At 70.8% G+C, this 14,364-nt stretch carries 12 protein-coding genes; 10 read left to right on the top strand and 2 right to left on the bottom strand.

Annotation, left to right across the window (positions count from 1 at the left end):
* Window positions 1–18 precede the first annotated feature (18 nt).
* Entirely contained in the window at window positions 19–1,338 is a 1,320-nt protein-coding gene (gene hisS / locus ACQP2X_RS37335; protein WP_498690009.1) for a histidine--tRNA ligase, read from the top strand.
* Here the strand turns inward: hisS and ACQP2X_RS37330 are convergent.
* Window positions 1,325–2,479, bottom strand: a complete 1,155-nt coding sequence (locus tag ACQP2X_RS37330; protein ID WP_498690008.1) for a serine hydrolase domain-containing protein — start codon at window positions 2,477–2,479, stop codon at window positions 1,325–1,327. The two genes, hisS and ACQP2X_RS37330, sit on opposite strands and share 14 nt — an antisense overlap.
* Window positions 2,480–2,596: 117 nt before the next feature.
* Between ACQP2X_RS37330 and ACQP2X_RS37325 the strand changes: the two genes are divergently transcribed.
* The 3 genes from ACQP2X_RS37325 (at window position 2,597) to ACQP2X_RS37315 (ending at window position 4,617) form a co-directional block, all read left to right on the top strand.
* Window positions 2,597–3,526, top strand: coding sequence for an acyl-ACP desaturase (locus ACQP2X_RS37325; protein WP_498690007.1), 930 nt, complete (start codon window positions 2,597–2,599; stop codon window positions 3,524–3,526).
* A 345-nt stretch (window positions 3,527–3,871) separates the two neighbouring features.
* Window positions 3,872–4,282 (top strand): hypothetical protein, encoded by a 411-nt coding sequence (locus tag ACQP2X_RS37320; protein WP_498690006.1) that lies wholly within the window; start codon window positions 3,872–3,874, stop codon window positions 4,280–4,282.
* A gap of 5 nt (window positions 4,283–4,287) precedes the next feature.
* Window positions 4,288–4,617: a hypothetical protein gene (locus tag ACQP2X_RS37315; RefSeq protein ID WP_498690004.1), complete on the top strand. Its 330-nt coding sequence runs from the start codon at window positions 4,288–4,290 to the stop codon at window positions 4,615–4,617.
* A 323-nt stretch (window positions 4,618–4,940) separates the two neighbouring features.
* On the opposite strand, the gene ACQP2X_RS37310 is transcribed toward ACQP2X_RS37315, so the two are convergent.
* Window positions 4,941–5,444 carry a PaaI family thioesterase gene (locus ACQP2X_RS37310; protein WP_498690002.1) on the bottom strand — a complete coding sequence of 168 codons (504 nt, stop codon included), beginning with the start codon at window positions 5,442–5,444 and terminating at the stop codon, window positions 4,941–4,943.
* A gap of 56 nt (window positions 5,445–5,500) precedes the next feature.
* Between ACQP2X_RS37310 and ACQP2X_RS37305 the strand changes: the two genes are divergently transcribed.
* The 6 genes from ACQP2X_RS37305 (at window position 5,501) to ACQP2X_RS37280 (ending at window position 14,364) form a co-directional block, all read left to right on the top strand.
* A complete protein-coding gene (locus ACQP2X_RS37305) occupies window positions 5,501–5,974 on the top strand; it encodes a winged helix-turn-helix transcriptional regulator (RefSeq protein ID WP_498690000.1) in 474 nt (157 codons plus the stop codon).
* A 9-nt stretch (window positions 5,975–5,983) separates the two neighbouring features.
* On the top strand, window positions 5,984–7,552 hold the full coding sequence (locus tag ACQP2X_RS37300) for an MFS transporter (protein WP_498689998.1): 1,569 nt from the start codon (window positions 5,984–5,986) through the stop codon (window positions 7,550–7,552).
* A gap of 54 nt (window positions 7,553–7,606) precedes the next feature.
* Window positions 7,607–10,336 carry a cyanophycin synthetase gene (gene cphA / locus ACQP2X_RS37295; RefSeq protein ID WP_498689997.1) on the top strand — a complete coding sequence of 910 codons (2,730 nt, stop codon included), beginning with the start codon at window positions 7,607–7,609 and terminating at the stop codon, window positions 10,334–10,336.
* A gap of 449 nt (window positions 10,337–10,785) precedes the next feature.
* A complete protein-coding gene (locus ACQP2X_RS37290; protein WP_498689995.1) occupies window positions 10,786–12,828 on the top strand; it encodes a serine/threonine-protein kinase in 2,043 nt (680 codons plus the stop codon).
* A gap of 249 nt (window positions 12,829–13,077) precedes the next feature.
* Window positions 13,078–13,332 (top strand): hypothetical protein, encoded by a 255-nt coding sequence (locus tag ACQP2X_RS37285; RefSeq protein WP_498689994.1) that lies wholly within the window; start codon window positions 13,078–13,080, stop codon window positions 13,330–13,332.
* Window positions 13,333–13,461: 129 nt separating this feature from the next.
* Window positions 13,462–14,364, top strand: a complete 903-nt coding sequence (locus ACQP2X_RS37280) for a sigma-70 family RNA polymerase sigma factor (protein ID WP_097324464.1) — start codon at window positions 13,462–13,464, stop codon at window positions 14,362–14,364.

Here is a 14,364-nt window from a genome sequence, read left to right as displayed (position 1 = left end):
TCCTAGGAGATTTTGAGAATGCCCATTTCCGGTTTTCCCGAATGGATGCCGCCCCAGCGCATGATCGAGCAGCGGGTGATCGACCGCGCGCGGGCCACGTTCGAGCTGTACGGCTACGCCCCGCTGGAGACCCGCTCGGTCGAGCCGCTGGAGACGTTGCTGAGCAAGGGGGAGACCTCCAAGGAGGTCTACCTGCTGAGCCGCCTTCAGGCCGAGGAGGGTCAGAAGAGCGACGACCAGCTCGGCCTGCACTTCGACCTGACTGTGCCGTTCGCCCGCTTCGTCACCGAGAACGCGGGCAAGCTCCAGTTCCCGTTCAAGCGCTACCAGATCCAGAAGGTGTGGCGCGGTGAGCGGCCCCAGGAGGGTCGCTACCGCGAGTTCCTCCAGGCCGACATCGACGTGGTCAACCGGGGGACGCTGCCGTTCCACTACGACACCGAGATGCCGCTGGTCATCGGTGACGTGCTGAGTGGACTGCCGTTGCCGAAGGCCCGCATCCAGGTCAACAACCGCAAGGTGTGCGAGGGCTTCTACCGGGGTCTGGGCCTTCAGGACACCGCCCAGGTGCTGCGCGTGGTCGACAAGCTGGACAAGATCGGCCCGGCCAAGGTCATCGAGCAGTTGATCGAGACGGCCGGCGCGTCCCAGAAGCAGGCGGAGGCGTGCATCCAGCTGGCGGAGATCTCCGCCGAGGACGGGTCGTTCGCCGACGCGGTGCGCAAATTGGGCGTATCGGATGATCTGCTCGACGAAGGACTGGAAGAGCTGCTCCAGGTGGTCGAGACGGCCCGTGAGATCAACCCCGGCCTCGTCGTGGCCGAGCTGAAGATCGCGCGCGGCCTCGACTACTACACCGGCACGGTCTACGAGACCCAGCTCGAGGGCTACGAGCGGTTCGGCTCGGTCTGCTCGGGCGGCCGCTACGAAAACCTGGCCACCGTCGGCAACGAGAAGTTCCCCGGTGTCGGCATCTCGATCGGCGTCTCCCGCATGCTCGGCGTCCTGTTCGGGCAGAACGCCCTCGCCGTTTCCCGCTCGGTGCCGACCTGCGTGGTCGTCGCGCTGCCCAGCGAGGAGCTGCGCCGGGCCTGCGACCGGACGGCGGCGGCGCTCCGCAAGCGCGGCATCCCGGCCGAGGTGGCGCCGACCGCCGCCAAGTTCGGCAAGCAGATCCAGTACGCCGACAAGCGCGGCATCCCGTACGTCTGGTTCCCGGGCCGCGAGGGCGAGCCCGACACCGTCAAGGACATCCGCTCGGGGGAGCAGGTCGAGGCCGACGCCGCCACTTGGGAGGCGCCGGCCGCCGACCTGTTCCCGGTGATCAGCGGGTCTTGAACGGGTTGATGTAGGTCGACTTGAGCGTTGCCGCCTGGTCACCGCAGAGCGCGGTGGCCAGGAAGTCGATCACTGCCACGTCGATCGGGTGGGCCTCGTCCGGCGAGGTCTGATAGAACGACATGCTTTGGGCGTACGTCACCTGGCGCACCCCGTCGCCGCTGTGCCAGGAGACCGTGACGTGGCCGATGGTGCCGCCGTCGTGGCCCCAGACCCGGCCGCACGGCAGATCGACGTAGTAGAGGCCGAGCCCGTACCCGCCGCCGGTGCCGTCCGGCACCGTCGTCTGCATCGCGGCCAGCAGCGACGGCTTGAGCAGCTTGCCGGTCAGCAGCGCCCGGTAGAACACGTTCAGATCGCGCGCGGTCGACACGATCTCGCCCGCGGCCCAGCCCCAGGTCATGTTGCAGCGGGTGAAGTCGCGCAGCTCGCCCTCGTACCACGGCACGTAGGCGCGCATGTGCGGCCCGCGGATCAGCGGGTCGGCGCCCTCGAAGTAGGTGTCACGCAGCCCGAGCGGCTTCAGCACCCGCTTCGTGATCTCGCTGCGGTAGCTGTGCCCGGTGACCTTCTCGACGATCAGCCCGGCCAGAACGTAGTTGGTGTTGGAGTACGAGTAGACGCCGGGCTCGGTGGGCGCGGCGGCCAGCCCGATCCGGGCCAGCTGCTCCGGCCGGTAGATCGTCTCGCACAGGGTGACGACGTCCTCGGCCGTCTTGATCAGCTCGCTGTCGTAGTCGCCGATGCCGCTGGTGTGGTTGAGCAGCGTCCGCAGGGTCACCCGCCGGCCGACCTCGGCCGGCACGAGACGCGGAAGATAGCGCCCGATCGGCGCGTCCAGGTCGAGCCGGCGTTCCCCCGAGAGCTGGAGCACGGTCGTGGCCAGGAACGTCTTCGAGATGCTCCCGACGCGATGCCGGAGACCGTCGCGCACCGGCTCGCCGGTCTTCACGTCGATCACGCCGGTGGTCGGGGTCCAGCGTTTCTTCCCGTCGCGGACCTCGGCGAACGCACCCGGCATGCCCGCGGCGTGCACGGCGTCCAATTTGTCCTGAAGAACCGAAGTGCCGGCGACCGCGGGCGCGGCCGGCGCGATCAGCCCCGCCGTGGCGATCAGAGCGATGAGCGCACGTCGTACCAAGACTGCCTCCTCGATGGTCGGTCGGAGCCATCCATCGTCGTCTACGCGTGCCAGTAGCCGGTCCGTTGCCAGGATCGGGGAGTAACCTACGGTTGCGTAACCGTAGGGAGAGATCAGATGGATCAGACCGCCTTGCTCATCGAGCTCGAGCCCGTCGTCGCGACGAACCTCGACCGTCACCTGTCGCTGGCCAAGGAGTGGTTCCCGCACGAGTACGTCCCGTGGAGCGACGGCCGCACCTTCGACGGCCTGCTCGGCGGCGACCCGTGGATCGAGGATGACTCGAAGATCCCCGACGTGGCCCGCACCGCGCTGATCGTCAACCTGCTCACCGAGGACAACCTGCCCTCGTACCACCACGAGATCGCCACGCTGTTCGGCCGCGACGGCGCCTGGGGCACGTGGGTGCACCGCTGGACCGCCGAGGAGGGCCGGCACGGCATCGCCCTGCGCGACTATCTGACCGTCTCCCGCGCCGTCGACCCGACCGAGCTCGAACGCGCCCGCATGTCACACATGCAGTCGGGTTACAGCAACGACCACCCCGACGAGATCCTCCACTCGATCGCGTACGTCGCCTTCCAGGAGCTGGCCACCCGCATCTCGCACCGCAACACGGGCAAGGCCACCGGCGACCCGATCGCCGAGCAGTTGCTGGCCCGCGTCGCCGCCGACGAGAACCTCCACATGGTCTTCTACCGCAACCTGCTGGCCGCCGCGTTCGACCTCGACCCCGACCACGCCATGCGCGCCGTCACCGACGTGGTCAAATCGTTCGAGATGCCCGGCGCCAACATCGAGGGTTTCGGCCGCAAGGCGCTGTCGATAGCCTTGGCCGGCATCTACGACCTGCGCCAGCACCGCGACGAGGTCCTCCAGCCGGTCATCCGCCAGTGGAACGTCTTCAACCGCACCGACCTGACCGCCGACGGCGAAAAGGCCCGCGAGGAGTTGGCCGCCCACATGGCCGACCTAGAAACCCAGGCGGCCCGCTTCGAGGAGAAGCGCGAAGCTCGCCGTCAGCGTCTGCTTCGCAAAACCACTTAGGGATAGAAACGCCACCGCGCCACCAAACGATTCGCTACCCGTGCCGAGTAATACCTTTTCGTGACCGGTCCGGAAAATGGCCGCGCGCCCGTTTGTGTTTCGTTCGGTTTGCCTCCGTTTCTGGAAGCCCAATAAGAATGGGCGCCTGGCGTTCCGTGAGCCGTGCGGCCGAGCCTGGCCAGCGCGGCAACGATGGTGGCGTCTTGCCGGGCGCGGCGCCGGCGGCGTCGATGGCCGGCTTCCTCCTGCCCTGCGCCGTCACCGAGGCCGACCGGGCGATCCGCCGCCTCGTGGACCGGACTGTGCCCGTCGACACCGTCTCGGTGGGGGCGGTGGTCCCGGCCGTTGCCGTCCGGGCTCGAGCGGCAGGTGTCGGCGTGGCCCCGGCACGCAGGTCCGGCCGGCCCGACCTGGTCGAAGCTCACCGGTTCCGAGGCAGCCCGGACCAGTGAGGCCAGCCCGGATACAGCGGAATCCGCGACCGGCCTGACGGCGACCGGGCTGACGGCGATCGGGCTGACGGCGATCGGGCTGACGGCGATCGGGCTGACGGCGATCGGGCTGACGGCGATCGGGCTGACGGCGACCGGGCTGGCCGGATCAGGCTGGGCGGAATCGGGCTGGCTGCGGCTGGGCCAGCTGCGGCTGGGCTGGCTGGGCTGGTTGCGGCGGGGCTGGCTGGGCTGGTTGCGGCGGGGCTGGTTGCGGCGGGGCTGGTTGGGCCGGTTGCAGCTGGGCTGGCTGCGGCTGGGCTGACGGCGATGGGGCTGGCCGCGGTCGGACTGGCTGCGCCCGGGCTGATGGCTGGGTCGAACGATGGCTGGGTCGACGATGGCCGGGCCGACCGCGATCGGGTCGATCGGGCCTGGGACGGCTGGGCTGGCCGGGTGAGTCGGGGTGGGTGGGTGGCGGTGGCGTGGGTGGTAGGGGCGGGGTGGGGCCAGCGGCGGCATAGGGCTGTCGCCGTGCAGGCTGCGCCATTTTCGGGTGTGGCGCTGTATCAGTCCGTATTGGCGGCGCTCGTGGTGGTCGCGGCGGAATTCTTCGGCGCCGGCGGAGTGTTGCGGCGTTTGGTGAAGTCGCGCCATTGAGCTATCTGGGTGCGGCTGAATAACTGGATCTGACCCCGTGTCTGGCCCATGGATTATTCTCCCGCGAAAGCCAGCGGAGCGGTAAGAGGAAAGTGTGCCACATTCGTACGAGCGTTCGAGCCGGCATGCGGTTCCGTGAGGTGAGCCGGTCCGCATTCGCATGTCGCTGATCGTGCGCGGCACCCGCTTCGGCCCAGCCCGCGTGCGAGCTGCTCTGTGCGCGCTCGCGCCAGGGCGAGAGCCGACCGCCGCGGAGGCGCACCGGTCAGGTAGTTCGAGGTGGTGGGCCGGCCGACGGAAGAGACGGTGCGGGCGACGCCTGGCTACAGGGTGAAGAGCATGCAGCTCGACATGGCCTGAGCCACGAGCCGGTCCCGGGAATCCGTCAGGCGGGCCTCGGCCAAAGCGGTGCGGCGCCCGCTCTGGAGGACGCTTCCGGTGCAGGTCAGGCGGCCTGAGGCCAAGGTGACCGGTCGGAGGAACTTCACGTTCAGGTCGAGGCTGGTGTAGCCCACGCCGGCCGGCAAGGTGCTGTGGACGGAGCAGGCGGCGGCCGTGTCGAGCAGTGTGGAGATGACGCCGCCGTGCATGGTGCCCAGAGGGTTGTAGTGGAACTCCTGCGGGTCCAGGTAGACGGTGACCGCGCCCTCCTCGACGTGCATGCCGGCCGAGTCGATGAGATGCATGATCGGCGGGGCGGGGAGCTCGCCCGAAGCCATGGCCCGCAGGAGCTCGAGGCCGGTGCGCTGGCCGATGAGGTCGGCGTGCAGAGCCGGGTCGGTCCAGCTGAAGGTCCGGGTGCGCGCGTCCTGCTGGGTCTGGGTCATGGACGCAGCCTCGCAGCCGTTTGCTGAGTCTGTCCAGTGGACTTAGCCTAGGTGTCATGAATTCCACAGAGGCGCTTAACTGGTCGGTCGATGCCTGCACGATCGAGCGGTCCATGGCGATCCTCGGGGAGAAGTGGACCGTGGTGGTGCTGCGGGAGATCTTCAGCGGCATCCGGCGCTTCGACGACATGCGGGTGCGGACGCACATCCCGCGCCAGGTGCTGACCAACCGGCTGGCCACGCTGGTGGAGAACGGCGTGCTGCGCCGCGAGCCCTACCAGGAGCCGGGGGCGCGGGTCCGGCACGAGTACCGGCTGACCGAGAAGGGATTCGATCTCTACCCGGTGCTGATCGCGGTGGCCGCGTGGGGCGACCGGCACCTGGCCGATCCGGACGGTCCGCCGCTGCGGTTCGAGCATCGGGGCTGCGGCGATGAGGTGGGCGTGCGGGTGGTCTGCGACGGTGGCCACCCGATCGGCGACTACCGGGAGGTGCTGCCCCGTCCGGGGCCGGGAGCCCGGCGCCGGTAGATTTCGCGGGTGAGTCCATGGTCGCCGCTGCGGGAGCGGGTCTTCCGTAACCTCTGGATCGCCGTGCTGGCCGGCAACGTCGGCACCTGGATGCAGACGGTCGGGGCGCAGTGGCTCGTGGTCGGCGAGCCGGACGCGGCCACCTGGGTGTCGCTCGTGCAGACCGTGACGATGCTGCCGGTGCTGCTGCTCGCCCTGCCGTCGGGGGCGCTGGCCGACGCGGTCGACCGGCGGCGGCTGCTGCTGGCCGTGCAGATCGGGCTGTTCGTGGTGGCCGGGGTGCTGACCGTTCTGACGATCCTCGATCTGATGCCGCCCGTGCTGCTGCTGGTCTTCACATTTCTGCTGGGCGTGGGGCAGGCGCTGACCCTGCCGGCGTGGCAGGCGGTGATTCCTTCGCTGGTGCCGCGCGACGAGCTGCCGGCGGCCTCGGCGCTCGGCGCGGTCAGCACCAACCTGGCCCGCTCGGCCGGGCCGGCGGTCGCCGGACTTCTGGTGGCGCAGACCGGGTCGGCCACCGTTTTCGCGATAAATGCTTTGTCGTACGGGGTTTTCGCGCTGGCCTTGGCGCGATGGCGCCGTCCCACGCGGCGCCCGGCTCATCCCGAACATTTCGGGCAGGCGGTTCGAGCCGGCGGGCGGTATGTCCGCTACTCGCCCGTGGTGCTTCGCCTGCTCGCCCGGATCGTTCTTTTCGTTGTCCCGGGCGCGGTCGTCTGGGGGCTCCTGCCGCTGGTCGCCCATCAAGAGCTGCACCTGGGCGCGAGCGGCTACGGCATCCTGCTCGCCGCCCTGGGCGTCGGCGCCATCGCGGGCGCCCTGCTGATGCCCCGGGTCCGGCAACGGCTGTCGCCGAACCGGCTGATCGCGCTGGCCGGAGTGGTCTACGGCGGAGCTTTGGTGGTCACGGCTCTGGTGCCGAACGAGTTCGCGGTGACGGCCGTGCTGGTGCTGGCCGGGCTGGCCTGGATGACCCTGGTCTCGCGGATGAACGCGACACTGCAACTCTTCCTGCCCAACTGGGTGCGGGCCCGCGGCTTCGGCGTCTACCAGGTGGTGTTCGCCGGGTCGCAGGCGCTCGGCGCGCTGCTGTGGGGGCAGGTCGCCTCGCTGTTCGGCCTGGACACGGCCTTTCTGGCCGCGGCCGTGGCGCTGCTGGCGGGCACGGTGACGATCCGCTGGTGGCCGGTGCACGAGCAGGACGGGGCCGACCGGAGCCCGGCCACCTTCTGGGCCGAGCCGCACATCATGCTCGAGCCGCATCTGGACGAGGGCCCGATCCTGGTCACCGTCGTCTACCGGGTCGCGGAGACCAAGGCGGACGACTTCGTCGACGCCATGGAGGCGGTGCGGGGCTCGCGGCAGCGCACGGGCGCCTCGCGGTGGGGCCTGTTCCGCGACGGCGAGGAGCCGGGCAAGTTCGTCGAGGTCTATCAGGTGCCGACCTGGGAGGAGCATCTGCGCCAGCACGAGGGGCGGATGACCGGCAGCGACGAGCAGGCCGAGCGGCGGGCCCTCGACCTGGCCGAGGGGCCGCCCGAGGTCACCCACCTCCTGCCCGCCCATAACGACGATTAGCCGGATGTTTCGGTTTTGTTCCGATTAGCCTCCTAGTGAAGGGGGGCGCGTCGCATGAAGATCGAATCCCTGCGCCGGCTGCGCGGCCCGAACGTGTACCTCTCCCGGCCCGCCGTGGTCGCCCGGCTGCGGCTCGACGAGCTCACCGGCGTGGAGACCTCGGACGTGACCGGCTTCGCCGAGCGGCTCCTGCGGGCACTGCCGGGGCTGGCCGAGCACCACTGCGCCGCGGGCGCGCCGGGCGGGTTCGTGAGCCGGTTGCGCGGGGGCACGTACTTCGGGCACGCCACCGAGCACGCGTGCATCGAGCTTTCCCAGATGATCGGCCGCGACATCAGCTTCGGCCGTACGGTCTCGGCCGGCGCTCCGGGCCTCTACGACCTGATCATCGAGTGTCCCGTCGACGAGTCGCCCGATTCGTCGCTGCCGGGTGAGCTGCTCCAGGCCGCTGTCGATCTCGTGGCGGGGGTGCACGCCGGTCTTGATTTCGGTCACTTCCGGCTGGACGCGCTGACCGCGCTCGCGGAGCGGGAAGCGGCCGGGCCGAGCACGCGGGCGATCATCGCGGCGGCGCGGCGGCGCGGCATCCCGGTCGAGCGCTTCGACGACCTCAGCCTGCTGCGGCTGGGCTGGGGCGTGCGGCGGCGGCTGGCCTGGGCCGCCATGACCGACCGGACCAGCGGCGTGGGCGTCGACATCGCCGGCGACAAGCAGGTGACCCGCCGGCTGCTGGCCGAGGCGGGAGTGCCGATAGCCGAGGGCGGCCCGGCCCGTACGGCCGAGGAAGCTCTTGATCTGCTCGCCCGCCTCGGCGGCCCGGTCGTGGTCAAGCCCCGGCAGGGACGGCACGGCGATCACGTCACGCTCGACGTGGGCACGGCCGAGCAGGTCGAGCGGGCCTTCCGGGCGGCGGGCCAGGACGTGATCGTGGAGCGGCAGCTCGGCGGGCGCGACTACCGGGTGCTCGTGGTGGCGGGCGAGGTGGTGGCGGCGGCCGAGCGGATCGCCGCGCACGTGGTCGGCGACGGCCGGGCCACGATCGCCGAGCTGATCGAGCGGACCAACGCCGACCCGCGCCGCGGCACCGGCCACTCCCGGGTGCTCACCCGGGTCGAGGCGGACGAGGAGTTGCTCGGACGCCAAGGGTGGGCGCTCACCGACGTACCCCCCACCGGTCTTGAGGTCTGGCTGGCCGGGACGGCGAACCTCTCGACCGGCGCCACCAGCCACGACGTCACCGACCGGGTGCACGCCGACGTGGACCGGCTCTGCCTGCGCGTGACCGCGCTGCTCGGGCTCGACATCGCCGGCATCGACCTGCGGCTGCCCGACATCGCCGAGCCGGTGCCGCCGGTGGTCGACGGCGGCGAGGTCACCGGCGGCGTCATCGAGGTCAACGCGGTGCCCGGGCTGCGCATGCACCTGGCCCCGGTGCGCGGCCGGGCCCGTGACGTCGGCGACGCGATCGTGCGGGCGATGTTCCCCGGTGGATCCGACGGGCGCGTGCCGACCGCCGCTGTCACCGGCACCAACGGCAAGACCACGGTGGCCCGGCTGACCGCGCATCTTCTGGCTTCCGGTGGTACGTCGGTGGGGCTGACCACCACTGACGATGTGCGCGTGGGCGGGCGGGTGATCTACCGGGCCGACGCCACCGGGCCGCTCTCGGCCCAGATGGTCCTGGGCGACCCGAGCGTGCAGGTGGCCGTGCTGGAGACCGCGCGCGGCGGGCTGATCCGGCGTGGCCTGGGCTACGACTGGTCGGACGTCGGCGTGATCACCAACATCACCGCCGACCACCTGGGCCAGGACGGCCTGGAGACGATCGAGGACCTCGCGCACGTCAAGGCGCTGGTCGCCGAGCGGGTCCGCGAGGGCGGCACGCTGGTGCTCAACGCCGACGACCCGTGGGTGCGCAACCTGGTCGAGCGGCCGCGGGTGCGGGCCGACCGCAAACGGGTCGTCTGGTTCGGCCTGGACGCGCGCCAGCCGGTGGTGGTCGAGCATCTGGCCAAGGGCGCCACCGCCTATCTGCTCCAGGACGGCTGGCTCACCCAGGCCACCGGCGCCCGGCGTACGCCCCTCATGCGGATGGCCGAGATGCCCGGCGCATACGGGGGAGCGGCGCCCCACGTGGTGGCGAACGCGCTGGCCGCGATCGCCGCCGCCCGCGCGCTCGGCGCGGGCCAGGACGACGTGGTCCGCCGCCTGGCCGAGTTCGACTGGGTGGTGGACAACCCGGGGCGGGCCACGCTGCTGCGGCTCGGCGACGTGTCGGTCTTCGTGGACTACGCGCACAACCCGGCCGCGCTGGCGGCGACCCTGCGGACGCTGCACAAGCTGTGGGGGCCGGACCGCTGCGTGGTGGCGCTGACCCTGCCCGGCGACCGGCGTGACGACCTGCTGGCGGCGAGCGCCCAGGTGGTCGCCGACGGCGTGACCCGGGCCGTGCTCTACGAGGACGAGGATGCCGCGGGCCGGGCCCGGGGCGAGGTGTCCACGCTGGTCGAGAGGGAGATGCGGGCCCGCCGCCCGAAGCTGACGGCGGTGCGGGTGCGGGGATATGAGGAGGCGGTGCCGGCGGCGCTGCGGCTGGCCCGCTCGGGCGACGTGGTGCTGGTCGTCTACGAGAAGCTCGAACCCGTGCTGGACCTGCTGACCCGGCTGGGCGCGCTGCCGGTGGGGGAGGCGCCGGTGCCGGTGCGGCTGGCCCCGCCGAAGCGGCCCTCACCGGCCTCGATGCTGCTCCGACACGCCGCGTATTCAGGATGGCACGAGAAATAGGCTGATCAGCGGAGCTTGTCACCCGATCAGCGGGGGTTGCTCAGGTCAAGGCTTCAACAATTGCCCTACGTTAAGTAATCGCCGGAGATCGTTGCCTTGGGCGGTCCGTTACGCAACGGCGACCGTCAGTTAATCGACTCTTAAGGGGCGGCGTGATTCTCCTTCCTGCCGTCACTTCCGATGAAGCGGGCATCCTCCGGCTTATTCGGATATGTCCACCTGGCGCGAGTCGGAGATCCGACTTTCGGAGGGTTCCGCGAAGCGCGCCACGGCCGGGATCCGGCGCGAAACGGACGGTAACGAACCGCAGGTAGACCGCCGGACGCGGGATTCTGATAGAGGCGATCATCGGCTAGCATCCGAGCCGTCGATGGGGAAGCTTTCCCCCGGCGCCGAGGAGCATGGCGGTGCGACTCGGCGTTTCTCACGAGGCGCGCATGTGGGGGCACATGAGCCAGCCGGACCTGCCCGGTTCGAGTCTGCTGGCCGGTCGATATCGACTGGTCGAGCGGCTCGGCGCCGGCGGGATGTCAGTGGTGTGGCGAGGGTTCGACGAGGTTCTCGGGCGCCAGGTCGCGGTCAAGGTGCTGCCACCGTCGACCAGCGCGGACCCGGCGTTCCGGCGCCGTCTGCGCGCGGAGGCCCAGGCGGCCGCCCGTCTCAGCCACCCGAACATCACCAACGTCTACGACTACGGCGAGGCCACCACCGTCGACGGTGAGCCGGTGCCCTACGTGGTCATGGAGCTCATCGACGGCGAGTCGCTCGCCGCCGTGCTTGCCCGCGCGCGCAAGCTGCCCTGGCAGCACGCCGTGCGGATCACCGCCGAGGTCGCGGCCGCCCTGGCCGCCGCGCACGCGCGCGGCATCGTGCACCGCGACGTCACCCCGGCCAACGTCATGCTCACGCCGACCGGGGCCAAGGTCGTCGACTTCGGCATCTCGGCCCTGATCGGCGAGAACGACATCGACCCCGACGGCAGCCTGCTGGGCACGCCGGCCTACCTGGCGCCCGAGCGCCTCGAGGGCGGGCAGGTCAGCCCGGCCACCGACGTGTACGCGGTGGGCCTGCTCATCTACCGCACGCTCATCGGCCAGCTGCCGTGGGACGTGGGCACCACCACGGCCCTGCTCCGCGCCCACCAGTACGTCGAGCCCGACCCGCTGCCGCCCGTCGAGGGCCTGCCGGCCGAGGTGGACGCCCTGGTCGGCCGCTGTCTGGAGAAGCGGCCGGCCGACCGGCCGTCCAGCGCCGAGCTGGCCCAGATCCTGGCCGCGCTGTCGGCGGGCGCGCCGGCGGTGGCCCGTGGATACGTGCCGGAGTGGTCGGACGACGCCGAGAACACGACGATCCTGCCGGCCGCGAACGAATATATGACCGAGGCCGCGGCGGCCGCGGCGGCGGCCGCGGCTCCCCAGTCACCCGCGCCGGCCGCGGGCGACCCGGCCGCGCCGGCCCGCAACAGCCGGTTCGCGGGGCTCGAGTCGGTGCCGATCGAGGCCGGCCAGCAGCTGCGGCCGGCCTACGGCAACCAGGCCGGGCCGGCCGGCGACCAGCGCGGGCCCGGCAACAAGACCCGGCGCATCCTGGTGATCGCGGCCGGCGTGCTGTTGCTGGCCATCGGCTCGTACGGCTGGAGCGCCAGCGGCAGCCCCAAGGACAAGACGTCGGCCACCGGGCCCCAGGTGGTGGCGCCCACGGGTGAGTGCGTCGTCAACTACGCGGTCGTCTCCGACAGCCAGGGCCGGTTCAGCGCCCAGGTCACGGTGGCCAACAAGGACGAGACCCCGGTCAACGACTGGAAGCTCTGGTTCCTCATGCCGGGCGACCAGACCATCTCCGGCAACGGCAAGACGACGCTGACCCAGAACGGGCAGAGCGTCGAGGTCAGCTCGCCCACGGCGGCCGCGATCAAGGCGAAGTCGACGGTGAGCGTGCCGATCACCGGGCGCTACACGGCGACGAACATCGCGCCGCTGACGTTCACGCTCAACGGCGCGACGTGCGAGACGTTCGTGTCGACGAAGCCGGGCGGACCGGCGCAGAAGGTGGAGCAGCTCAGCGACGGCAGCTCGCGGCTGGTGCCGACGACGACCGACCCGGGGTACAGCATCGCGCCCGACGGCACGGTCACGATCACGCCGACCGTGAAGCCGACGGGCGGGGCCAAGCCGACCACGACTTCCACGTCGACGACGCCCAAGCCGGGCACGACGACGACCACGTCGCCCAAGCCGGGAACCACCACGACCACGCCGACGGGGACCACGACCACCACGCCGACGGGCACCACGACCACCACTACCGGCGGCGGGCCGGTCGAGCCCGAGCCGCCGGACGACACCCTCGTGCCCACGACTCCGACGCCGACCGAGACCACGCCGGTCGACCCCGTCGAGGAGCCGCCGACCACTGACGTCAACTGCGACCCGGGTGAGGACCCGAACTGCCCGGCTGGCACCGGCGACAACCAGCCACCCGACATTCCCTGATGTTGACAAGGCCGGCCCGCTTCGGGCCGGCCTTGTTTCGTCTGCTCAAAAAAGCAGACGACGACCCCCGAGCGCGGAGTTAGTGTGAAGGGGATGGCGCATGCATTTTCTCCCGATTCGCCCGGCGTGTTGGCCGGGACCGGAGGGGTGCGCGAGGAAGATGAGGTTCGGGTCCGGCCGGTTGCGATCACCGCCGACCGGGCACTAATGGCAGCGCACAGCGAGTTGTCGTACATCGGGGAGTTCGACATGATCAGCATTGTCAAGGATCTGGCGGCGGAGGCTCTCTTCGTCTCGGATCTCCAGCCGTCCCAGTGCCCCAGCCAGGCGGCTGTCGAGCGGGCGGTGACCGCCATGCTGCTGCTGCACGGCAGCGACGGGTGCGCGGCCGAGGTGGCCATGGAGTTCGGAGACCATCCGGAGATCGCCGTGCCGCGCATGCACTGGGTGCACGAGGAGCTCACCGGGGTTCTGGAGAACCGGCGCGTCGCCGCCTTCCACTGAACCTGAGCTTTTCTCGCGAAAAGCACCCTAATAGCAACCGAGTTCGGCCGCCTTCGCACCTTTCGTTCGCAAAAGTTCTTCTCGTCAGCCGGTTTTCACCCAACCGGTCGTATGAGCGAGGAGGACCACGTGAGCGACACGACCGAACTCCCCGCCACCATCGGCACGACCCACGACGCGCCGTCCGCGCGTGACATCGAGGACCTGGTCCGCGAACACATGCCGATGGTTGGCCACTTGGTCCGGGAACTTCTGAACCGGGTACCCGGCCACGTCCACGCGGACGACCTTTCCTCCGCCGGATTCGCCGCCCTGCTCGGCGCGGCCCGGTCCTTCGACGTCACCCGCGGCATCCCGTTCCACCGCTTCGCCGCAGTACGCATCCGCGGCGCGCTCCTGGACGAGCTCCGCGGCCAGGACTGGGCCAGCCGCTCGGTGCGGGCCCGGGCCCGGCGCACCGCCGCCGCCCGCCAGGAGCTCACCGCCGCGCTCGGCCGCACACCCACCGACGCCGAGGTGGCCGAGATGCTCGGCATCGGGGTCCAGGAGTTGGCGACGGTCGAGGACGACGTGCAGAAGGCGGCGCTGCTCAGCCTCCAGGGCTTCCCCACCGGGGCGGCCGAGGAGATGGTGCCTGAGCTGTCCGAGGGCCCCGAGGACCTGCTGCTCAAGAGGGAGCGCCTCGGCTATCTGCACCAGGCGATCCAGGCGCTGCCGGAACGGCTCCGCCTGGTCGTGACGGAGTCGTTCCTCCAGGAGCAGCCCCTCAGCGACGTGGCGGCCCGCCTGGGCGTGACCGAGTCGCGCATCTCGCAGCTGCGCACGGAGGCGTTGCAGCTGCTGCGCGAGGGCTTGAACAGTTCCCTGGCCCCGGAGCTGCTCACGGTGGCGGCGGGTGGACCGAGAACGCGCAAGGGCTGCATGCAGAGGCGCCGGAGCGAGTATTTCGCCCGCGTGGCCCAGCAGGGCAATCTGCACACGAGGCTGGCCCTGACCGACGCCCACGGGGTGCCGATCGCCGTAGCGGCCTGA

Source organism: Actinoplanes sp. CA-131856, assembly GCF_050956135.1.
In the GTDB taxonomy this organism is placed as follows: domain Bacteria; phylum Actinomycetota; class Actinomycetes; order Mycobacteriales; family Micromonosporaceae; genus Actinoplanes.
This window is presented reverse-complemented; position numbering and strand designations above follow the sequence as displayed.